Genomic DNA, 23,088 nt, shown 5'->3' with positions numbered 1-23,088 from the left:
TGAAATTTGACGACTTTAAATATCAACAAAACTTGGCTACTTCAACAAGCTGGCCGCCACAAAAAGAAACTTGTTATTGCGAACGTCATTGCGATATTTGCGGCAGCTCTGAGTGTTCCAATTCCCTTATTAATGCCGTTGCTAGTGGATGAAGTGCTGCTCAGTAACCCCGCTGGTGGCATTGAATTACTTAACCATGCGATGTTGGATTCTTGGCAGACGCCAATGGGCTACATTGCAATGGTGACGTTTTTGGTCGTGTTTATGCGAATGGGAAGCCAAGCACTCAACATTTACCAAACTCGTCAGTTTACACTCATATCAAAATCTCTAACTTGTTACATGCGCCAGAAGTTGCTTGATAAGCTTGGCCGCATTAGCATGCGTCAATATGAAGAAAAAGGCAGTGGTGCTCTAACGTCACATCTTGTGACGGATATAGAGACGATCGACAGTTTCATCGGCAATACCTTGAGCCGATTTGTCGTATCCATCTTGAGTATTATCGGTATTGCGGCGGTGTTATTCTGGTTAGATTGGAAACTGGCTCTGTTTATCGTGCTACTTAACCCTGTGATTGTCTATTTGTCACGTCTGATGGGGCAGAAAGTAAAGCATCTTAAAAAGAGAGAAAACCAATCCTTTGAACGCTTTCAACAACGGTTGGTTGAAACGTTAGATGGCCTTTATCAGCTGCGCGCTGCAAATCGTGAGAAAGAGTACTTAGATCGTCTTAAAAAAGATTCAGACTCAATTCGTGTCGATGCAGACAATTACGCTTGGCAAACGGATGCCGCCAATAGAGTGTCGTTCCTAATGTTCCTCGTTGGGTTCGAGATTTTCAGAGCAGCCGCGATTGTGTTGGTTTTAATGGGCGATCTAACCGTTGGGCAAATCTTTGCGATCTTTGGTTACCTCTGGTTTATGCTCTCGCCGATCCAAGATTTACTTAGTATTCAGTATTCTTGGTTTAGTGCGTCTGCCGCGATGAAGCGCTTGAACGCGATTCTCGATCTGGAAGAAGAATATCGCCCAACCGCAACCGTTAATCCTTTCATAAAAAATGAATCATTCGATGTGGACATTCGTAATGTCAGCTTTTCTTACAACGACGAACGAAACGTATTGAAAGGCTTGAATTTGCGTATTCCAAAAGGCAAACGCGTGGCGTTAGTTGGTGCATCCGGTGGCGGTAAGTCGACATTAATTCAATTGTTACTCGGCATTTACCACAAAGAGAGTGGCGACATTTTAATTAATGGCTCTCCAATAGAAAGCGTGGGTTACGACCAGTTGCGCTCTAAGCTTGCGACCGTATTGCAACAACCGATGATTTTTAACGATACCATGAGGCAGAACTTGACCTTAGGGCAAGATTATTCTGACGACGCACTTCATCAGGCATTAAGTATTGCCCAGTTGAACGACCTATTAGCGACGCTTCCCGAAGGATTAGAATCCCAACTAGGGCGGCAGGGGGTGCGATTGTCAGGAGGGCAGAGACAGAGGCTTGCTATTGCCCGTATGGTGCTCTCAAATCCAGATTTTGTGATATTAGATGAAGCAACATCAGCACTCGATACGGCAACAGAAGCCGCGTTGCACGAAGCCTTAGATGAATTCCTAAACGGCAAGACAACGCTTATCGTTGCGCACCGCTTATCCGCCGTAAAACAAGCGGATTTAATTTATGTACTTGAAGATGGCAAAGTGGTGCAATCAGGGACTCATCATGATTTAGTGAACGAAAGAGGATTGTACCAAACCTTGTATGGCACACTCCAAGTCCATTAAGGCTGATCTAGCTTGTTAACAGTGCGTCAGTTTTGGCTGCGCACACAAAGTCGTTTTGATGAAGGCCTTTGATTGAATGGCTCCACCAGGTGACGTTAACTTGCCCCCATTCGGTAAGAAGTGCAGGGTGATGTCCCTGCGCTTCAGCCATTTCGCCCACGCGGTTAGTAAAAGCCAAAGCGAGCTTAAAGTTTCGGAATTTGAACGTTTGAGTAAGCCGTAATATCCCGTCTACCTCTATGACTTCCCAATTAGGAAGTGCCATCATTAATGATGCTATGTCTTCTTTTTCCACTTGAGGTGCGCCTACTTTGCAGGCTTCGCATTCAAGATCAGCTAATGGTTTGTTATTCATTGTTTATCCTATTTAAGCCTTTAATGGGTAGCTAGGAGAGCGTAATCCTAAGGATTTTGCTTGGTTTATCTTTCCATTAAGTCGATTTTTGTTAGTGAGAACAGTGTATCAATGGTATCAATCACAAAATATATCGGCTGAATGATATCAATGCGGTAAGGGGTTCTTAGTACTTCGACCACATCAAATGGCTTAATCTGTGGTTGATTTGAATAAGCATATTCCGTTTCTTCTGGGCTCGACAAGATTCCGCCGCCATAAATCTTATAACCATTTTTTGAGGTCAACAGTCCAAATTCCACAGTAAACCAGTAGAGCCGTGCTAAAAATACACGATCTTCATGACTAGCGTGTAAACCCAGTTGGCCATATTTTTGGGTGAAATCAGCAAAAGCGGGGTGAGTTAGCATAGCGCAGTGGCAAAAAATTTCGTGGAAAATATCGGGTTCTTGAAGGTAATCCATCTCATTTTTACTGCGAATGAATGTAGCGACCGGAAACTGCTTACTGGCCAATAACTCAAAGAATGTATCAAAGCTAATGAGTGCCGGTACACCTTTGCAACGCCAACCCGTGCAAGGCTCAAGAACTCGATTAATATCGTGTAATTGAGGTACTCGGTCGACGGGTAAATTGAGCATCTCTAGGCCCGACAAATATTCATCACAAGCCTTATTTTGGACATTATGTATCTGGCGCGTGACTAATTGTTTCCAGGTTTGATTCTCATCTTTTGTCCAGTGAAACGAGCCTTGCGTATCAGGTTTCTTTGCAACGTACAGAGTATTGGCAGCCATTGTAATTGCCTCCGAATCAGCGCGCGGGCGGATGGTATTAATTTAACTATTAATGGGGACTGGAGATTTGTCGACTTCTAGGGAACATCGAAAGAAAATGCACCTGTAACATATCCTTTACAAGTGACTGGTGCGAGCGACTAACGCCATTTATAAGTTTGCCGGTTTTGTGGAGAAATGTGTGAGCTGTGTCAACTTCTATAGATTGCGTTAATGGGTTTGGCAAAATTAATGCTCTTGATGGAATGGTCATTGGGGTACACTTAATGAAACTAAAATTAATCTTATATTTGTGATTTTTGCTCCAGCGTCTCAGCTGAGATAAAACACAGTTGTTAATAAATGGATATTTTTCAGTGAAAAAACACTAGCAGTATTGATAAGCTCGGCACTATTGGTCTCATTTTCTAGTCATGCAGAAAGTGGGCAACAAGAGCAGAAAAACCAAAAAGAGCGCGCATTTACGATTAAGTTTGGTGGTTCTAAGCTAAAAACTGACGTAACTGGCGATAAGAATTTTGAGCTATATGGGCGCTCTCTTGCTTTTGACTATACTTCTGAATCTAACAAATGGACTGACAATAAAAACGTCTATCTTGGTTACCTTGCTTCATTAGATGTCCACTACAACTCAAAGAAAAAAGCAGACAATCAAGCAGTTTATCAAGTTGAAGAAGTGAGCAGTTTGATCGGTAGCTTCGCACCAAAATTGAGTTACATGGTCACACAACAAACGGCTTTATTTGCTTATGCCGGAGTTTCGTACGGCGCATTGAAAGAACAAGATTATAAAAAGACACCGGGTTCATTAGCGTCTGAGAGAGATGCAGTCACCGGTTGGGGTTACTTATGGGGCTTTGGCGCTCGTTATGAACTCGATAACAATTTTGAATTTGGCGCAGAATTTCGTTCAAGTCATCTAAATGTTGATAATGACGAACGTTCGGGTAAAGCTGATCTGTACGGTTTGTTTGCAACAGCAGGATACCGTTTCTAGCTTTTGGCTTAAATGAAAAAACTGCCTTAGTTCATGATATCGCATGGTTTCAAGCCGAGTTTGAAGCCATGATTAAATGATGTTGTTCTGTCCAATAAATGATCTCATCAAGAGAGAGTGCTTTACCATTTATAAAGCCTTGCACGTAGTCACATTTTGCCGTGTTCAGTAAACCAATTAATTCTTGTTCTTCTACTCCTTCCGCAATAACGGTGCAATTCAAGCCATGAGCTAATGATATAGAACTGGTTACGATAGCGTGATCGGCACTGCTTATGTGCATACTCGATACAAAAGAACGGTCGATTTTTATCTGATCGATAGGCAGTTCACGTAACAGTGTTAATGATGAATAGCCCGTCCCAAAGTCATCTAGGCTAATTTTAAACCCCATGAGACGAAGCTCTTCCAGTACGATCTTAGTATTTCCTATGTTTTTAAGCATGTCACTTTCAGTCACTTCTAGCACAACTTGCGATGAGTCTAATTGTTCACTTTGCGCAAGCTGTTTCAAGTTGTCGAGTAGGGCGCTACTGGTGAGGTCATGAGCGGATAAATTTAGGTGAATACTGGCCTCTATACCTGCATTATTAAAAATATGTAAGTCGAGCATAACCTGATTGATCACCCAATCGGTGATATCTCTTATCAGATGGGTTTGTTCTGCGATAGGAATGAACAGTTCAGGAGAGATAAAGCTGCCGTCTTCTTGAGGCCATCGTATCAGTGCTTCGTAACCGTATAAGGTTTGTTTAAGTGTGTTAACAATGGGTTGGTAATACAGCCTAAATTCCTGATTATGCAATGCGGTTGTGATGCGACTGGCGATATCGAGTTGCTGTTTTGCCTTAACTTCTAACGCATCAGAATAAAATGAAACGCTGAGCCCTTTTCTTTTTGCGTCGTACATCGCAGAATCTGCTTGTTTCAATAATTCATCTTGGCTAGAACCAAAATCAGGAAAAATACTTACACCGATGCTGGCTGACACTGGAAGATTGTATTGCTCTAGTTGGAACCGTGGGCTGAGCTGTTCTGCTATTTCAGTGCAGTAAGAGTCAATGCGCTGTTTACTGTTGGTGTTCAATATAATGACAAATTCGTCTCCGCCAATTCGAGAATAAAACGCATCGGGAGGGACGACCACAGATATCCGCTTGGCGATGTTAACGAGCAATAGATCTCCTGTTTGATGGCCCATCGCGTCATTAACGTTTTTAAAATTGTTGATGTCGAAGAGCAAAACAGAGAAGGGTGTTTGGGCTGTGAGTCGCTCTGTCATCGCTTTGGAGCAATAAGCTCGATTAGGAAGCCCGGTCAATGAATCGTGTAGGGCATTGTGTCGTTCACTTTTGGCAATTCGCTCGATTTTAAGAATAGTACTCAAACTAAACCTAAGGACGATAGACACAAAGATACTGCCTCCGAACAGAATCGACGTCATCCCAATATCGACATAATTAGCGTCTCTTTTTCCTAACAGATAAGCTAAGTAGGCAACATAAGCTATCGAGAATGCGACAATCAGCCCCAACAGGAGCTTCCATCCGGGCTCTTCTGTTTTCATGCAAATGATGAGTGCTGGCTTAACAGAGAGTAGTAGGAGCCCAATTGCCACAATCATAAGGAAATCAGCAAAAATCAGCATAAATAACGGTGACTAGATTGATTGTAAGCGTGCATATAAGTCTTCTTCTGATTGCAATCTCTCTATAAGGTTAGCAAAATTTCTGAGAATCGGTATTAGACTTACGAATAAACTGATTTCATAACGAATGGACTCAAAAATAGTTGAGTGAATTGATGTTGTTAATGAGGTTTTGATAATTTGAGCAATAAATAAAATCGATTTATGCTTTAGATCAAGAAAAAACACGATTAAATGAACAAAAAGCCAAAATAAAGTTGAATGATTCAAAATATATTGAATAATAGGGTTACACCTTTTGTTGAGTTTATGTTTCAGCTCATTTATTAGTACCAATAGGAATTCTACCCCATGCAAAACGCATATGTACTCGTAATCAATTCTGGCAGTTCTTCCATGAAGTTTGCAGTTATCGATTCTGTAAGCGGCGACGCAATTTTAAGCGGTCTAGGTGAATGTTTTGGCCTTGATGATGCGCGCATGAGCTGGAAATACCAAGGTGAGAAGTCAGAAGTAGCCGTTGAGGGTGAGGGTAATCACCACCAACTAGCGATTAACCGTCTGGTTGATTTAGTCAGTGAGTATGGCTTCAATAAAGACCTTGTAGCGGTGGGTCATCGTATTGTACATGGTGGTGAAAAGTTTACTAAAACGGTTCGCATTACTGAAGAAGTAACAACTGAGATCGAAAGCCTTGCAGACCTTGCTCCGCTGCATAACCCAGCAGGTGCTGTTGGTATTCGAGCAGCAATGGAAGCGTTCCCAGCACTTCCTCAATTCGCTGTATTCGATACTGCTTTCCATCAAACAATGCCTGAGCGCGCATTTACTGGTGCCATCGCGAAAGAGCTATACACGGACTTTGGCGTGCGTCGCTACGGTTTCCACGGTACAAGTCACTACTTTGTTAGCCGTGAAGCTGCGAAGATGGTTAACAAACCCGTTGAAGAATCGAGCTTCATTTCTGTTCACCTAGGTAATGGTGCATCAGTATGTGCTATCAAAGATGGTAACAGTGTTGATACAAGCATGGGGTTCACGCCACTTTCTGGCCTAATGATGGGTACACGTTGTGGTGACCTTGATCCTGGCATCATTGAGTACCTTCTTAAGAAAGGCTGGTCGCAAGAGCAGGTATTTGACTCATTGAACAAAAAATCAGGCTTCCTAGGTGTGTCCGGTTTGACAAGCGATGCTCGCGGCATTCTCGAAGCAATGGAAGAAGGCCATGAAGGCGCGACATTAGCGTTCCAAGTATTTACTTACCGTGTGGCTAAATACATCGCCTCTTATCTAGCAGCGCTAGATTCACTGGATGGTATTATCTTTACTGGCGGTATTGGTGAGAACGCACTACCGATTCGTCGTGAAATCTTAAAAAATCTTAAACTACTTGGTTTTGTTGAAGACGAAGCCGGAAACGAAGCCGCTCGCTTTGGCGCTGAAGGTGTTATTGCTAAGTCAGAAATGCTTGACGCGGTCGCCATGGTTATTCCAACCAATGAAGAATTCGTAATTGCACAACAGTCTGTAGAACTTATTTAATCAGCGCTTCAAGCACTAGATTTGATTAAACCGCCAGTTTTGCTGGCGGTTTTTTTTGTTTGCCCAGCGAAGCTGGCAAACCCATTAGGCTGAAAGAAGCCTAAATCACCCTGATTGAGGGGAAGATAATCCGAATCGCAAGGGCGTTGCTGGCCAACGGCAGGGTTTGAAGGAAGCGATAGGAAGTTAACAGTACACAACGAAAGTGAACCTGATTCGGCAATTTAGGTGGGTAAGCGTGCAAAATAGCGTGAAGCCCGATACTCAATCAGACCTAGATTGTGCTTGAGGGTGGCATTGTTAACAGGGAGCCAGTGCAGTAACTGGGGAAGCCTGACACCACATCCGAGCAAACGTCGGAAGCATAAACTCAAGGCGAGAGCCAAGATCTATGTTGGTGCGAGGTGGCAGATGAATCCGTAGTAGTGAGTAAAGCTCGGCCGGTGAAGCCCAGTAATGGTGTGGAGGATAAAACTGAGCTGACCATCAGTAACACGTCTGATGGGACAACATTTTGCCAAAAGCAATCTGGTGTTGCGAAGGGATGAAGTACATTTTAAGTCTGTGATGAGCAGATGTTTTTTTTTCAGTGGTATACAAGTTGATTAGCTATCGAGGTATTCCGTCTCGGTCTTTGTGAAAGCAAAGCACTGAAGCGAGAAACCGTACAAGGGAGTAACTCTGACTCACTCTAGTAAATTGCCATTGAGCTAGAAGGCTAGAGAGTGGAGTGAAATACACCAACACTGTGAGAGAGCATTTGTCCCCACACGGCACACAATCTAAAGGAAAAAGTTGAGAGTTTACTACAGTTTATATGGTCACTTGCTCCACAAAGAGCGACTCTATAAAGGATTTAAAAAAGTGTGGAAAGCGAAAGGCGCGGCCGGAATAGATAGGCAGAGCCTAAGCGACTACGCCCAAAATCTGAGTGATAACCTAGATCAACTTCTTCTGGAACTCAAAACCAAGCGATACACCCCTCAACCCGTCAGACGGGTTGAAATACCGAAAGATGATGGTGGGGTGCGATTACTTGGGATCCCAACAGTACGGGATAGAGTTGTCCAACAAGCTCTAAATGATCTATTAACCCCAATCTTCGAAGAGCAGTTTCACCCATCCAGCTTTGGGTATAGACCGAATCGAAGTTGTCACGATGCTATAAACAAAGCGACGATGTTCATCCGTCGATACGGAATGCAACACGTCGTAGATATGGACTTATCGAAGTGCTTCGATAAGCTCGATCATGAGCTTATTCTAAAAAGCATTAAGAAACGAGTCACAGACAGTAGCGTACTGGAGCTCATCAAACAGTTCCTGAAAAGTGGCGTAATAGTTGATGGAGAGTGGCAGCATACCGAGATAGGTAGTCCGCAAGGTGGAGTAATAAGCCCACTGATAGCGAACATCTATCTGGATGCGTTTGATCAAGAGATGCGAAAGCGAGGACATCGAATAGTCCGTTATGCCGACGACATACTGATCTTCTGTCGCAGCCGTAAAGGTGCAGAAAATGCGCAAGTACAGGCAACGAAGGTCCTGGAAAAACAGCTCAAGTTAACGGTGAACGAAACCAAATCACACATAGCGCACAGCGGCGAAGGTGTGAAATTCCTTGGAATAGAAATCGGTAGCCATTATAGCCGTATTCAGCCAAAGAAAATGTCGACGTTCAAAGGAAAGTTGAAGCGAGTGACAAGACGCAATGGCGGTAAGCCATTGTTAGAAGTCATTAAACAACTGAATCCACTTCTGAGAGGGTTCAGCCAGTACTTTCGAATAGCGAATGCCAACAGGGAGTTTAAGAAACTGGCCGCGTGGTTAAGGCGAAGACTTCGCAGCGTCCAATTACGATTATGGAAAAAACCGACCCGACTCCACCGCAGGCTAAGACAGCTAGGTTACGAAGGGTCATTCAGGTATATCTGTATGGATAGTTGGAGAAATGCTGCGAGTCCATTAGCCAGTTACTCGATGCCAAATCAATGGTTTAACGACCTTGGATTAGTGAATCTTGAACACGTTAGGACAGGATATGTGTTCAGCCATTATGCTGAATGGAAATGTGCATGAGCCGTATACGAGGTCCGTACGTACGGTTCTGTGAGAGGGATGAGGCGGAGACGCCTCACCCTACTCGATGAAATTGCGTTATCAAGTGCTGGAGGCGTGAGCTAGCTAAATGTCTTAGGTTGTTATTTGTGCTATATATAAGTATATGCAGTAAATATAATAACAACGACATTGGCTAAACTCATAAATGTTTGATAGAGCGAAGAAAATCTACGAATATGCAGAACCGAACCTAACCATAGTTGCGATTATGGGGATTGTCGGATTTCCCGCGTATTACTACATATGGCAGTTCTTAGTACCTGGCGGGTATGAGAATCTCGGGCTTCGTTTAGCCTGCGGTGCCTTTCTGATCCCAATTTTGCTTAGGCACAAAATTCCCTACGCTTTTAAACGTCAACTGTATGTTTATTACATTGTGGCGTTAGGTGTGTGTTTACCCTTCTTTTTCTTCTTTATGCTGCTTAAAAATGATTGGTCTATCATTTGGGTTATGTCGTTAATGTCGGCGATTTTCTTGCAGATATTGCTTATTTATGACTCAAAGATCGTGGCTCTGCAAAGCGTCGTTGCTTTTGTTGCAGCTTACGCAGCCGTGCATGTTAGCGGGGGCAACAACGAGCTCTACGCCTTAGATTGGAATTACATTCCCATATTGGTGTTTACTTATGTGTTTGGCACCTTGTTTCACTATCGAAATCATGCAGAGCATGAACAACGGGTATCGCTTGCCAAATCATTTGGTGCGGGAATTGCCCATGAAATGAGAAACCCACTCAGTGCCGTCTACAGTTCTATTGAAGTCATTAAATTTCTCTTACCAGATCGCAATGCGCAGCATTTGTCGGATCAATATCATCTAGATGCCAAAGACTTAGATGAGATCAACCTGATCTTAGATGATTCTATGTCGGTGATAGAGAAAGGCAACGAGACCATTAATCTGTTACTCACATCCATTGATGAGCATAAGTTGTCTACATCGAGCTTTAAACGATACTCGCTTGGTGAAACATTAGAAGCTTCTATCAATAGTTTTCACTACGCTGATAAGTCTGATCGCAGCAAGATTCACCTTGAATTTAGTAAAAGTGAGGAGTTTTTTGGCAGTGATGTTCTGGTGAGGTACGTAATATTTAACCTGTTGAAAAATGCGTTTTACTACAAGTATAAAGCAAAATTCCAGCTCAATATTCAGCTTAGGGTCGATGATGAAGAGTGGAATGTGATAAGCGTCGAAGACAGCGGTCCAGGCATGGATCTTGAAGCTCGAGAGCATATTTTTGACGATTTTTATACATCGGGTAAGAAAGGGGGCTTTGGTCTTGGCTTACCATTTTGTCGAAAGGTTATGAAAGCGTTAAACGGAAAAATCACCTGTGAAAGTGAGTCAGGAGCAGGAACCAAGTTCTCTCTTTATTTCCCGAAATATCACTCAGATGTTGTATTAAACGCTAAATCTGAATTAATCAGAACGAAATCTCTGATTTATATTGGCTACAAGAACGCTACGTTGAACGCATTGCAGTCTCATGCGTTTTTCTCTGGTTACAAATTACATGCATATAGTAATGACTTTCAACTTAACTCGTTTGAATTGACTGAAGACGTTGTTTTGATCGACTTAAGCATTTTTAAGGATGACATTGCGGCATTTTCGGCATTAGAACGCAAACTATGCAATTATGAAGGCAAAATTGTTTATCTATATGCTGGTAATATTTTGGACTGCTTTAAGCTGAATAGAATATTGCCTTATGAATTAATGGAGATCAGTACTTTTGGGCAAAACCTAGCAGTAAAGCTAGACAAATTATTTTTCGAGATTTCCCAACAGACTCCTCGCTCAAATGCAAAGCCTAAACCGTCGCCTACGCAACCAACGGTGCTCATTGTCGATGATAATGCCTCACTTCGCACTTACTCTTCGACTTTATTAGAGAGACAAGGTTATAAGGTATTACAAGCTGAAAATGGTAAATCGGCCTTGCAAGTATTGAAATCGAATTTAGTCAATTTGATTTTGATGGATCTTGAAATGCCCGAGATGGATGGAATTGAAACCACAAAAGCAATTCGAGATATCAATTATGAATATAATGGTAAGGAAATACCAATTATATGCTTTACCGGTGAAAAATGTGAGCGAACATTAAAAGCCATTTCAGAAAGTGGAATGAATGATTATATACTTAAGCCGGCTTCGAAAGATATACTAATTAATAAAGTTGCAACTTGGGTATAATAAAGAAAGGTACCTTTTCTTTATATTAATAAGTTGTAACTTTAAGTTATATTATTGGATTTTGCAGCGCTGCATACCGTTAAAACATGATCAATGTCTCTGTTGGTAATATCACTGTTCACAGATAACCTGATAATGCTCCGGTTTTTTGGTGTTGCTGGATGACAAAAGACGGAACCAAATAACCCGTGTTGCTCAAAATAATCTCGAACGACTTCTGTATTTTCTTCACTCCCGGTTTCAATTGACACAATTTGAGACTGACTCTGGATTCGATACCCCAATTGTCTTAATCCGTTTCTCAGTTTATCCGACTGTTCAAATAGGCGTGTTCGCTCTTTATCGCGACCTTTAATGAGGTCGAGTGTTGCCTTTAACGTTTCCATTTCATGAGGCAAGATTGCTGAACTGAAAATTGCCGGTAAAGACGTGTATGGTAGCCAACGATTCATCTCTGAATGACACAAAATCGCACCAGCACGATAAGCGAAGGCTTTGGCCAAACTAAGGGTCATGAAGTCGACTTGTTCTGTCAAACCGAGCTCTACCAGCAAACCGGCTCCGTTGGGACCGTGCGTACCTAATGAATGGGATTCATCAACAATGACTGCGCAGCCACTTTCGTTTGCAATGTTTACAATGTCCTTAAGTGGAGAAACAGTGCCAACGGTGCTGTAAACGGAATCTACGATGACAATGCCTGGGCCATGTTGATCGATCAGCTTCTGTAGATGCTTGGTTTTGTTATGCATGAAAGAGTAGATTGGGCTGTTCGCGTTTTGTGCGCCATGCCACAACGACATATGGGCATAAAAGTCGATATATATGGGCGTGTCTTCGGAAGCGATGGTATGCAGTAAGCCAACGTTTGCAGCCCAGCCTGACTGAGCAACGATGCACTGAGAAAACTGAGTGAATTCACTCAATTGGTATTCGAAGGTATTAGAACTCTTTTCCGTTTGTTCAAATACGGCAGACATGACGATTTCTTTTTCAGCATTTTGAATGGAATCTATTTGTCTTTGTTTGATTGATGGATGATTAGACACAGCCAGATAATCGTTACTTCTTAATACGATACCTGTATTGTCAGGTTCAAGTCCAAGCACTAAATGTTTGGCATTTTTCCGGCACAAAATATGATTGTCAAGATAGGAATCTAGCCTGTCACTAATAAAAGAAGGCAAAGGTTTTGAATGGTTATTTTCAATATTCATTTTTTAGTACTCATTTTAAGAATAATGTAATGTCAGCTGACAAAACTAGTTATTGCTCAATAAATAAATACTGTCATCATGAGAAAGTAATTAATTTGAAGTTGTGTACAATATTAACTATTCTATATTTTGTATTTGAATATTCTAATTACCCTTTTGGAGGTCTATTCCTTAGGTAAGTAGGGGCTATTTGTTGTTTTAAAATTCAAATATTCTAATGTAGTTGATCCGCAATTTAGTGGGGATGTTTTAAGAAATGAACGACATAATTTTTAAACACCCAACAAACTAAAAATGTCGCGATGAGCAGTTCTGTCAGGCCGAAACTCATCAACCAAGACCATTGTGGGTAATCGGAATGGAACCAATCGGTTAAATGATGCATGGCGATGGAGCTGATAACTGAAGGGAATGTCACCGCGGCGATCGATGGCTGAAATTTCAAACGCAGCAACGGGATGTAACATAGGTAGATCAGCAGAGTCATCGTAATGGCAATACCTGCGAGCGCGCCCGTTAAAATGGGATCAGGTGCCTTAAAGTTAACGAGGTAGGCCGCTAACGTTAAGTTAATTGGTGCGGCCATGATGGCTAAAGTTGGGCGGGCTCGTCGCGGTAACATGCCAGCAAAAACCAAACGATACAACACCACTGGCAACATAAAGAAATAGATGGTAATACAAATTGCTGCAATGGTTTCTGAATAGAGCGTATGACCAAGCTGTGAACCAGCAAGAGAGCTGCTAATTAGTCCGACAGGGTAAAGGAACCAACTTGGTACTATGTTAGATAACTTGAAATTTTTAATCTGAAAGTAGAAAAAACAAACCATCATGACAATGTGTAACCCTAAAGCTAAAAACCAAAGAAAGTAGGCTACATTAGGCACAATAGTCGCGAGATAATCGCATAAAATGAGTAATCCCATGCTGATTGGAGCCATAAGACTGCCATTTAGAGGGTTACGTATTTCGGTGATAAATCGGCGATAATTTGTTAGGTATTGAATAATTACGGGAACGAGCAGCGAACCGCCAACTAACGCACAGAACGGACGAAACCACACACCTACAGAAGGAGCATAAAGCATCCAAGCTTGACCCAGCCCGATAACCCCAAGAGCAAGAGAAGCAAGAGATAATGGAACCGCTCGGCGAAAATTTGGCAACGCGATGTTCAACGTGGAATCCTAATAGTCAATTTGAGCATAGTGTACCAAAAAGACTATACGCTTGCTTTGTTATTCGCTCACGATTTGTACTGAAAAATGCTTGTTCTCGCGATGGATTGTTATCTTATTTACCCGTTTCATTTTGTTGAGTGGGCAAATCTTGTTGTCTGAGTTTATCGTTCTTTAATGTGCGATGAAGTAGTTGGCTGTAGATAGGCTGTCCACCAAATAATTGAGCAATGATAACTGCCCCTAAACAAGTAATAATCAGTGGCAAGATGAGGTAGTAATTGTTAGTCATCTCGATCACGAGCAGTATTCCCGTTATTGGTGCTCGCACTGTTGCAGCAAATAAAGCGCCCATGCCTGCAATCGCAAACATTCCAGCCTCTAATGGTAACTCAGGCAACATCGTTTGCGCGATGAGGCCAAATGCATAGCCAAATAGGGTACCAAGAGCAAGCATAGGCGCAAATATGCCACCGGGAGCACCAGAGCCAAAGCAAAGAAGGGTGGTAAGGATGCGGCCTAGAAACAGCAGCAGTAGAATATTCGTGCCATATTCACCTTCTGTTACCGCCGGTATCAGCCCAATACCGCCGCCGGTAAGTTCTGGTACATACAACAATAACAAACCAAAGCTACCGCCCAAAATGGTGCCGGTAATCAGATACCTTTTACGGTCATTTCTATGAATCGCGACAAATGCATCTTGGGACAGAGTCACCAACTTATTAAATACCACTCCGAATAGGCCAAACAAAACCCCAAGTAATAAGAATAACCATAATGCCTGAAGGTCAGGAGCCTGATACTGCGGCATGGTAATGACGGCTTGTTGTCCATTGATCGAACGAAATACAATGTTTGCAGAGATAGCAGAAATGATAACAGCCTTGATCGATATAAGTGAATATCGAAATTGCGGGCGCATTTCTTCTACGACAAACATGATCCCCGCTAACGGTGCATTGAAAGCGGCAGCAAGACCACCAGCAGCCCCCGAGGCCAGTAAGGAATGTTTAGTATCATCGTTCTTTACTCGGAATATATCGCAGACCATACGACCAATGTTGCCGCCCATTTGGACGGTTGGACCTTCGCGCCCCAATACCATGCCAGAACCAAGAGCACCAAGTCCTCCAATGAATTTAACCGGCAGAACTCGCCACCATCTAACCGGGCGCATGTTGTCCATTGCACCTTCGATCTCTGGTATACCGGAGCCTGCCGCTTCTGGTGCAAATTTATGAACCAAAAAATACCCGATGAATGCCAATGCGGCACTGATCAAAAAGGCGGCAAGCCACAGCGGGATGGCGTTACCTATTTCATTTTTTAACCAATCGGTGCGGGTTTCTGAAACAAAATGGACACCAAGTTCAAACAAGGTTCCAAGCAACCCAGCAAGAATGCCGACAATACATGACTGAAAAAGCACAGACACAGGCGTTGTGTCTCGAGAAAGAAATTGATTAATAGCACCGCGTGGGAAGTGTGCAAGCAAAGATTGCTTAACCTTTTCTTTTCTTGTCATTTTGCCATTGCCTAGCGTGAGGAGGAGTAGAGATCTGGCGATTATAATGGATCTATAGACGAGCAACAGGCATAAGAATGAAAATTACAATTGCAAAAATAGTATGTGCATATTTCAAAAATGAAGAGTACAAAAGTTGAAGCAGCATCACATAATGAATATTGAGTGATTGGCATACTTGCAAACTCACGGATGTATACCATAGTTAACGTGTAAGGCGAAGTAACTCGAACCAACATGGAGGAGAAGGCGCTTTACTCACAATTTGGATGGAATCGAAAAAAATTGTAATTCCTCGTACATTGTTTAGGGCCATCGTTTGCCCTAATTCGCAAACTCACGATTGAGTCTCGAGGTAAAGGCGTACTTTAAAGAGTACGCCTTTTGTCTTTAAGTCTTACATCAAAACCGAGTATACTCCTTGTTAATAAAGGAGCTTATCTATGATCACTGCTGTACCTACCAATATTATCACCGGATTTTTAGGTGTGGGTAAAACCACCGCTATTCTTAATTTACTTAAAAATAAACCTGAGTCAGAAAACTGGGCTGTTCTTGTTAATGAATTTGGTGAAATCGGTATCGATGGCGCTTTAATGTCTGAACATGGTGCAATGATTAAACAAGTTCCGGGTGGGTGTATGTGCTGTACAGCAGGTGTTCCTATGTCAGTCGGAATTAACGCTCTTTTGCGTCAAAAACCTGATCGTTTGATCATAGAGCCAACAGGACTAGGTCACCCTAAACAAGTCGTTGCCGTTCTCACCTCTGAACAATATCAAACAAGTGTTGATTTAAAAGCAACGATTGCGTTGGTCGATCCTAGAAATCTCAGTGACGAGAAATACACGTCAAATAGCAACTTTAATGATCAACTTGATAGCGCTGATGTCATCATAGCCAATAAGGCCGATCAATGTGCCGAGAGTGACATTGAGCAATTTCAGCAATGGTTAGAGACTTCAAGTGCTCGCGGCAAACTTCATAATGTGGTCAGTCATGGAGACATCCCATTAGAGCTGCTTGATATTGAGCGACTTCAAGGCATTGAATCGACCAAGTTACATGCCCATCATCACGAACACGCCGATTTAGAACCGCAATTCATGTTGCAACCGGGTCAATCGTTTGTACGAAAAGAAAACAAAGGGCAGGGTCACTTCAGTTGTGGTTGGTTATTTGGAGCCGAACATATTTTCGATTTTGACCTGATGTTTAGCATGCTAAATGCGCTTACCGCAGAACGAGTTAAAGCGGTTGTGAATACCACAAATGGTTGCTATTCATTTAACTTAGCCAATGGTGTACTTTCCGTGAACGAAATGAGTTTGGACGGTTTTGAAACAAGAATGGAAGTGATTGATAGCCAGTTACTGGGCTGGGATCAATTAGAAGCGGCGCTGTTACACATAGGTGGCATTGCGACGTAACCAATAATAAAGAGTCTCGCTCTTGGCTATATAGTGAGGTACTGCCTCATTATAGTTAGGAGTGAGCATTGGCTTTTGCCAACGGAGTCGGCTTTGCAAGATAGAAGCCTTGATAGAATTCGATATTGAGCTTCGCCATTTCCTCTAGCTGTTCACTGGTTTCAATCCCTTCAATAACCGTAGGCGCATGCAAACTATTACCTAATAGTAACGTATCGTAAAGAGGCTGCTTGTCACCAGACATGTAAGCCAACAATAATCCCCGATCGATTTTCAAGACATTCGGTTTGATTAACGCGACACGTTGTAAGTTTGAAGAAAGGCTGCCAAAGTCATCAATTGCAACATGAAACCCATTGTCTTTGAGTTCTCTGACCGCAATGCTCAAAGCTATATCATCGGTAGACTCGCTTTCAATGATTTCCTGAACGAGTTGATCAGGTTTTAAATCAAGCTCGTTGAGGCGAGTGAGCAATAGTGAGTTGTTCTTAAGTGCATTGACTCGATGTTCATTTGAAATGGGTAAAGTATTGAGGAACAGTTTTAAATGCGATTGCTCGGTTTGAGCAAAATTTCTGATGTGTACTGCTTGGCTTAATTGGTCAACGTTGATTTTATCTTCGTTTGATATTGAGTCCAACGCAAAAATGTCTGAGGGCGGTATTGGGTTTCCGTTAATGGCACACGTAATTCGCAATAGCGCTTCGTACCCGATGACATCATTTGATTGATCGAAGATAGGTTGGAAGACGCTATCGAGCAACCAATCTTTATAATGAGCGTAGTGTAATTTCGTATCTTCGTGGATTCTACACCGATTGCTGAAATCGGAGCGGGATGAGAAAATCATTTCGGGCTCTTACCTCGACCAAATTAGGTGGTCAGTTGTGCTTATTCTACCAATGTGAAAGCATGATACACGTTACAAGACAAAGTACCATTACTGAGTTAATGCCAAAATAATAAATGTAAAAATGGGGAGCGACGTCCCCATTTTAGTATTTTATCAATAATGTTTCGTTTATCTCTTATTTCTGAGATAACGCTTACGGCGCTCTTCTTTCTTCTTAATTTGTTCTTCTGCTTTCTTCTCTGCTGCCGCTTCAACTTCGACCAGTTCTTTTGTAATCATCTCTGGAAGCTCGAGGGTGACTTGGCCTAAAGTCCCGTTTCGAAGTTCATGTAGCAGAATCTCAGATGATTTATGTAAATCAATGCGACCACCAGAGCGCAGGGCACCGCGCTTACGGCCGATAGCTTCCATTAACTCAACGTCAGACTCTGGAAGCTCGTCAATTTGATAGCGCTCTTTAAGCAATTGAGGGTATTGCTGAGCAAGGTATTCAACGGTATAGAATGCAACTTCATCGTATTCCATCGCTGTGTCTTTAACCGCGCCCGTTGCCGCAAGGCGGAAACCACTATGTGGGTTTTCAACTTTTGGCCACAGAATCCCTGGAGTATCAGACAGCACAACACCATTTTGTAGATTAATACGTTGCTGACGACGTGTAACCGCTGGTTGGTTGCCCGTTACTGCAATAGTACGGCCTGCAAGCGAGTTAATGATGGTCGACTTACCAACGTTAGGGATTCCCATGATCATCGTACGTATGTTTTTGCCCAACTGCTCACGGTGAGGAGCAAGTTTACGTACCGTATCCATGATTTGCTGAATTTCGGAAGGATTAGACGTTGTTACCGCCATTGCCTTCACACCTTGTTCTTTTTCTAGGTGCTTGATCCACAGCTCTGTCAACTCAGGATCCGCAAGGTCGCGTTTGTTCAGCACTTTCACACAAGGCTTATCGCCACGCAAAGTAGAGATCATTGGATTTTCGCTGCTAAAAGGAATGCGAGCATCGAGAACTTCAATGATGACATCTACTTGAGGGATAACTTCTTCGATTTCTTTACGGGCTTTGTGCATGTGTCCCGGAAACCATTGGATAGACATTGAGATAAACCTTGTATAACTAAACTTGCTGCCAATTGTAATGGCTTATGCGAGAGGGTAAAGGCTTTTATTAGCAGAAACCGAGAATTCACGTGAGACTAGGCTGCTAGCCATGTGAATCAGGAGAATACAAACCATTCGTGCCGTTATTAAGCAGTGTTGAAATGCCATTCGCGTGCGTCGGCCTGCTAAACAGAAACCCCTGAGCAATGTCGCATTTTAATTCTTTTAGTACGCCAACTTGTTCTGGGTGTTCTATGCCCTCAGCAATAACGTCACAACCGAGGTTATGCGCCATTTCGATCATTGAGCCAACCAGTAGGCGTGTTTTTTTATCGGTGAGAAGATCATCAATGAAATACTTATCAATTTTAATACAGTCTAGCTTGAGGTGTTTAAGTGAAGCGAAAGAGGAATAACCGGTACCGAAGTCATCAATTGACAGGATAATTCCGAGCTTGTTTAGCTCTTCGAATACGGGCAGATTTTTATGTTCTGTTTGAACGACCGTTTCGATCACTTCCAGCTCCAAATTTGATGCAAGAATTCCCGTTTCAGTAATAACGCGCTTAATCAAAGGGATGAAGTCGGGGTCTATAAAGTGATTTGGCGAGATATTGACAGCAATCCGTTTTGGATCAAGGCCTTGTTTCTGCCATATCATAAATTGGCGACAGGCTGTTTTAAGAACCAGTTCAGTGAGTGGCTTTATCATCCCTATGCGTTCTGCTGTGGCAATAAAGTCACATGGAGAGACTTGGCCAAGTTCTGGGTGTTGCCAGCGAGATAGAGCTTCTAGCCCCACGTATTGATCATTTTCTAGGTTGATTTGTGGTTGGTAGACTAAAGACAGCTTTTGCTGTTCGATTGCTTCACGAAGGTACTGTTCAACTTTAAGACGATATTTTGCTTTTTCGGTCAGTGACTGGCTGTAAAAAGAAAATTGGTTCTTACCACGCTCTTTGGCTGTGTACATCGCTGTATCCGCCGCTTTTAATAGACTTTGTAGGTCATGGCCGTCTTGCGGATAAAAAGCAACGCCGATACTGCTGGTTTGGGTGTGTTTTCTTCCTGACAAGTAACAGGTTTGAGAAATGGCATTAAGGTACTGAGTCGCGATTTCTGCGGCCGTGTGAGTATCATCAGCCTCTTCAACGACAATACAAAATTCATCACCACCTAGCCTAGCTAGGAAGTGCGAAGAAAAGCCCGCAGATTCGATATGACGAGCAATGGTTTGTAGGTGACGATCACCAAAGTCGTGACCCAAGCTGTCGTTGATGTCTTTAAAATTATCGAGATCGAGATAGAGCAAAGCGAATTTTTTATTGCTTGATGAATGAGTAATGAGCTTTTGAAGTTCTATATACAAACTCGCCCGGCTGGAAAAGCCGGTGAGTTGATCAGTAAAAGCCAATTCTTGGATGCGTTGCTGATTTTGGTCTCGCTCCATCAAAATACCGGCGAGCATAGCGGCGGATGTTAAATCGTTAGATTCTTGCTCCGTTGGCAAAGCGGGATGGTTATAGTACGTACCAAAGGCTCCAAGGACTTTTCCCGTCGAGCTTTTAATCGGTTCAGACCAGCAACTGCGTAAACCATGGGGTAGGGCGACATGTTTGATATTTGCCCATTTGTGGTCGGTACTGATGTCTTCAACTAAGACGCGTTTCCCGGTGTATGTCGATGTACCGCAAGACCCAATATTAGGGCCATTTTTTAGACCGTGCACCGCCTTGCAGTATTCATCTGGTAAGCTTGGTGCACCCCCATGAAGTAAGGTGTCGCCTTTTAATTCCAGCATTGAGCATCGCATCCCCTGATGCCTGCTTTCATACATTTTTGCGATCTCAGTGTACACATCGGACGCTTGTTTACCGATGGCGATCATCTCAAGAATCTGAGCGTTTTTTGTATTGAATGCTTCGTGCTCTTTTTTCGCGTTGATGTCGACAAGAGAACCGATCAGGTGCTGCCGTTGGTTTGGAGTGAACAGGGTGAATGCACTGGCGCGAACCCAAAGATAATGGCCGCTTTTGTGTTGTAATCGAATTTCGGCTTCAAAAGAATTTGAGTGAGTGACGATGGACTGTTTGGCATCGCTGATGAGTGATTGCCATTCTTGAGGCTGCATAACAGAGGCAAGGGTTAATGGGGGGGCGGTGTCGTCTTCTTCGTACCCGAGCCTGATTTTCCAATGTGATGAAAAGTGGACGTCATCGGTTTGTATATCCCAGTCCCAAGAATCTTGATTTACGCGACGCATCGTATTCAAAAATCGGTCTGTATCTTGGGTCTCTGAACGCGAACGAGACGATTCGGAGCCAACAATAAGATCGGACTTGTTACGCTTGTTTCTGTCGGGAGGGTTATATTCCACTAGTATACGGCGCTCAAATGGTATGTTCATTTAATTTTACAAAACGATACAAATAATGAACAGGGTTATTCGTTAGAAAGTGACTTCTAACCCAAGTATTGTCTAAAGATGCATTTTATTACTCGATGTTCACACTGTTTGTTTGTGATCTTATTCACGATTTCCTCTTCATAGCTAACGATCTAGGAATTTTTCCTAATGACGTTAAGCCCGTTTCTCAAGCCAGGCACTGTCATCATTTCTACAATCAGTTTCATCAATAAGAGCTGCACCAATAAATTGACCACTCGATAGTTCGTTTAATTTGGGACGTAGTATGAATTTGACTGTTTGGCGTGATGACTCTGTTTGGAAAGCACGCGAAATGGATGGACTTTAGTGAGTATCCTGGAGATTTCACATGTTAAAACTGCTAGAACAGGTTAGAAAACCAACCCTAGACTTACCTGTAGAACAACGACGCAAAATGTGGTTCAAACCATTTATACAATCATATCTGGTTGTATTTATTGGTTACTTAACCATGTATTTGATTCGAAAAAACTTTAATGTTGCGCAAAACGACATGATCTCGACCTATGGTTTGTCGATGACAGACTTGGGTTTAATTGGTCTTGGTTTTTCGATTACTTACGGTATCGGTAAAACGGTCGTTTCTTATTATGCCGATGGAAAGAACACTAAACAGTTTCTACCCTTCATGTTGATTCTTTCAGGCATCGCAATGATCGGCTTCAGCATGAGCTTGGGCGGGTCGAGCATTAGCTTGTTCCTAATGATTGCATTTTACGGCTTGAGTGGCTTCTTCCAAAGTACGGGTGGTCCTTCTAGCTATTCTACGATTACCAAGTGGACGCCGCGCAACAAACGAGGCAGTTACTTAGGCTTATGGAATATGTCACACAATGTCGGTGGTGCAGGTGCTGCGGGCGTCGCGTTATTTGGTGCGAACTACCTGTTTGACGGCCATGTGATTGGCATGTTTGTTTTCCCATCGATCATTGCGATTGTTGTGGGTTTCTTTGGCCTACGTTTTGGTAATGACTCACCAGAAGCTTATGGCCTAGGTAAGGTGGAGGAACTGTTTGACGAAGAGTTGAGCCAAGAAGACATCGATACTGAAGAAAACCAGATGACTAAGCGCGAAATCTTCATGGAATACGTGCTGAAAAACAAAGTAATTTGGCTATTGTGCTTTGCGAACATTTTCTTATACATCGTTCGTATTGGTATTGATCAGTGGTCAACTGTTTACGCATATCAAGAGTTGGGTTTATCTAAAGAAACAGCAATTTCAGGTTTTACGTTGTTTGAAGTTGGTGCCTTGGTTGGTACATTGATGTGGGGATACCTATCCGATTTGGCCAATGGTCGCCGTGCGCTTGTAGCTTGTGTTTCGTTGGTATTGATCATATTTGCCCTAGAATTTTATCAACATGCGACCAACGAGTACATGTACTTAGGGTCATTGTTCATCTTAGGTTTCTTGGTCTTTGGTCCACAATTATTGATAGGTGTTGCTGCTGTCGGTTTCGTTCCTAAAAAAGCCATCAGTGTAGCCGATGGCGTAAAAGGCACATTTGCGTACCTAATTGGTGACAGTTTTGCAAAACTTGGCTTGGGTATGATTGCCGATGGTACGCCAATTTTTGGTCTAACAGGTTGGGCTGGTACGTTTGCAGCGTTAGACACCTCTGCGGTGATTTGTATCGGATTACTTTTGTTTGTTGCGATTGCCGAAGAGAAAAAGATACGCCAAGCGAAGAAATTGCTGGCTGCATCTGACGCGATATAACGTCGGGTGACAGAATGAATGCCACCATGAGCGTAAGTTCACGGTGGCATTTTTGGTTTTATAGATTGCACGGCTTACATTGCTTGCGTGACTCCAATTGCTTGCGTACCGAGAGGTTTGAGAGTAATTTAGCCCGTTTTT

16 protein-coding genes are annotated in these 23,088 nt (G+C 42.7%); 7 read left to right on the top strand and 9 right to left on the bottom strand.

The features are described from left to right. Positions 1 to 21: 21 nt before the first annotated feature. The gene (locus VTAP4600_RS25135; RefSeq protein WP_269459963.1) at positions 22 to 1,794 is read left to right on the top strand and encodes an ABC transporter ATP-binding protein; all 1,773 of its coding nucleotides are present in this window, start codon (positions 22 to 24) and stop codon (positions 1,792 to 1,794) included. A gap of 7 nt (positions 1,795 to 1,801) precedes the next feature. Here VTAP4600_RS25135 and VTAP4600_RS25130 read toward each other — a convergent pair whose 3' ends face one another. Next, a complete protein-coding gene (locus tag VTAP4600_RS25130; RefSeq protein WP_102525401.1) occupies positions 1,802 to 2,149 on the bottom strand; it encodes a 4a-hydroxytetrahydrobiopterin dehydratase in 348 nt (115 codons plus the stop codon). Between the two features lie 65 nt (positions 2,150 to 2,214). Further along, a complete protein-coding gene (gene phhA, locus VTAP4600_RS25125; protein ID WP_415239696.1) occupies positions 2,215 to 2,946 on the bottom strand; it encodes a phenylalanine 4-monooxygenase in 732 nt (243 codons plus the stop codon). 376 nt (positions 2,947 to 3,322) lie between these two features. Here phhA and VTAP4600_RS25120 point away from each other — a divergent pair, with 376 nt between their 5' ends. Beyond that, entirely contained in the window at positions 3,323 to 3,943 is a 621-nt protein-coding gene (locus tag VTAP4600_RS25120) for an outer membrane beta-barrel protein (RefSeq protein WP_172443224.1), read from the top strand. A gap of 49 nt (positions 3,944 to 3,992) precedes the next feature. On the opposite strand, the gene VTAP4600_RS25115 is transcribed toward VTAP4600_RS25120, so the two are convergent. Then, positions 3,993 to 5,567, bottom strand: coding sequence for a putative bifunctional diguanylate cyclase/phosphodiesterase (locus tag VTAP4600_RS25115; RefSeq protein WP_172443223.1), 1,575 nt, complete (start codon positions 5,565 to 5,567; stop codon positions 3,993 to 3,995). 375 nt (positions 5,568 to 5,942) lie between these two features. On the opposite strand from VTAP4600_RS25115, the gene VTAP4600_RS25105 reads away from it, so the two are divergent. From VTAP4600_RS25105 to VTAP4600_RS25095, 3 genes are all read left to right on the top strand, one after another. Further along, on the top strand, positions 5,943 to 7,136 hold the full coding sequence (locus tag VTAP4600_RS25105) for an acetate/propionate family kinase (protein WP_102525397.1): 1,194 nt from the start codon (positions 5,943 to 5,945) through the stop codon (positions 7,134 to 7,136). A gap of 795 nt (positions 7,137 to 7,931) precedes the next feature. Beyond that, positions 7,932 to 9,215, top strand: a complete 1,284-nt coding sequence (ltrA, locus tag VTAP4600_RS25100; RefSeq protein WP_102524786.1) for a group II intron reverse transcriptase/maturase — start codon at positions 7,932 to 7,934, stop codon at positions 9,213 to 9,215. A 187-nt stretch (positions 9,216 to 9,402) separates the two neighbouring features. Beyond that, positions 9,403 to 11,460: an ATP-binding response regulator gene (locus VTAP4600_RS25095; protein WP_102525396.1), complete on the top strand. Its 2,058-nt coding sequence runs from the start codon at positions 9,403 to 9,405 to the stop codon at positions 11,458 to 11,460. A 41-nt stretch (positions 11,461 to 11,501) separates the two neighbouring features. Here VTAP4600_RS25095 and cqsA read toward each other — a convergent pair whose 3' ends face one another. The 3 genes from cqsA to clcA form a co-directional block, all read right to left on the bottom strand. Then, positions 11,502 to 12,677, bottom strand: a complete 1,176-nt coding sequence (gene cqsA / locus VTAP4600_RS25090) for an alpha-hydroxyketone-type quorum-sensing autoinducer synthase (protein WP_102525395.1) — start codon at positions 12,675 to 12,677, stop codon at positions 11,502 to 11,504. Between the two features lie 235 nt (positions 12,678 to 12,912). After that, positions 12,913 to 13,857 carry a TDT family transporter gene (locus VTAP4600_RS25085; RefSeq protein WP_102525394.1) on the bottom strand — a complete coding sequence of 315 codons (945 nt, stop codon included), beginning with the start codon at positions 13,855 to 13,857 and terminating at the stop codon, positions 12,913 to 12,915. Between the two features lie 115 nt (positions 13,858 to 13,972). Next, positions 13,973 to 15,385 carry a H(+)/Cl(-) exchange transporter ClcA gene (gene clcA, locus VTAP4600_RS25080; RefSeq protein WP_102525393.1) on the bottom strand — a complete coding sequence of 471 codons (1,413 nt, stop codon included), beginning with the start codon at positions 15,383 to 15,385 and terminating at the stop codon, positions 13,973 to 13,975. Positions 15,386 to 15,828: 443 nt separating this feature from the next. On the opposite strand from clcA, the gene VTAP4600_RS25075 reads away from it, so the two are divergent. Then, positions 15,829 to 16,815, top strand: coding sequence for a CobW family GTP-binding protein (locus tag VTAP4600_RS25075; protein WP_102525392.1), 987 nt, complete (start codon positions 15,829 to 15,831; stop codon positions 16,813 to 16,815). A 55-nt stretch (positions 16,816 to 16,870) separates the two neighbouring features. Here VTAP4600_RS25075 and VTAP4600_RS25070 read toward each other — a convergent pair whose 3' ends face one another. The 3 genes from VTAP4600_RS25070 to VTAP4600_RS25060 all read right to left on the bottom strand — a co-directional run bounded on the left by VTAP4600_RS25070 (position 16,871) and on the right by VTAP4600_RS25060 (position 21,182). After that, positions 16,871 to 17,665: an EAL domain-containing protein gene (locus VTAP4600_RS25070; protein ID WP_102525391.1), complete on the bottom strand. Its 795-nt coding sequence runs from the start codon at positions 17,663 to 17,665 to the stop codon at positions 16,871 to 16,873. 171 nt (positions 17,666 to 17,836) lie between these two features. Beyond that, the gene (ylqF, locus tag VTAP4600_RS25065; protein ID WP_102525390.1) at positions 17,837 to 18,772 is read right to left on the bottom strand and encodes a ribosome biogenesis GTPase YlqF; all 936 of its coding nucleotides are present in this window, start codon (positions 18,770 to 18,772) and stop codon (positions 17,837 to 17,839) included. 106 nt (positions 18,773 to 18,878) lie between these two features. Then, entirely contained in the window at positions 18,879 to 21,182 is a 2,304-nt protein-coding gene (locus VTAP4600_RS25060) for a bifunctional diguanylate cyclase/phosphodiesterase (protein ID WP_197708687.1), read from the bottom strand. 370 nt (positions 21,183 to 21,552) lie between these two features. On the opposite strand from VTAP4600_RS25060, the gene uhpT reads away from it, so the two are divergent. Beyond that, the gene (gene uhpT, locus VTAP4600_RS25055; RefSeq protein WP_102525389.1) at positions 21,553 to 22,947 is read left to right on the top strand and encodes a hexose-6-phosphate:phosphate antiporter UhpT; all 1,395 of its coding nucleotides are present in this window, start codon (positions 21,553 to 21,555) and stop codon (positions 22,945 to 22,947) included. Positions 22,948 to 23,088 lie beyond the last annotated feature (141 nt).

This window comes from Vibrio tapetis subsp. tapetis, assembly GCF_900233005.1.
Lineage (GTDB): Bacteria > Pseudomonadota > Gammaproteobacteria > Enterobacterales > Vibrionaceae > Vibrio > Vibrio tapetis.
The sequence above is the reverse complement of the archived record's forward strand: the minus strand, read 5'-3'. Positions and strand labels throughout refer to the sequence as shown.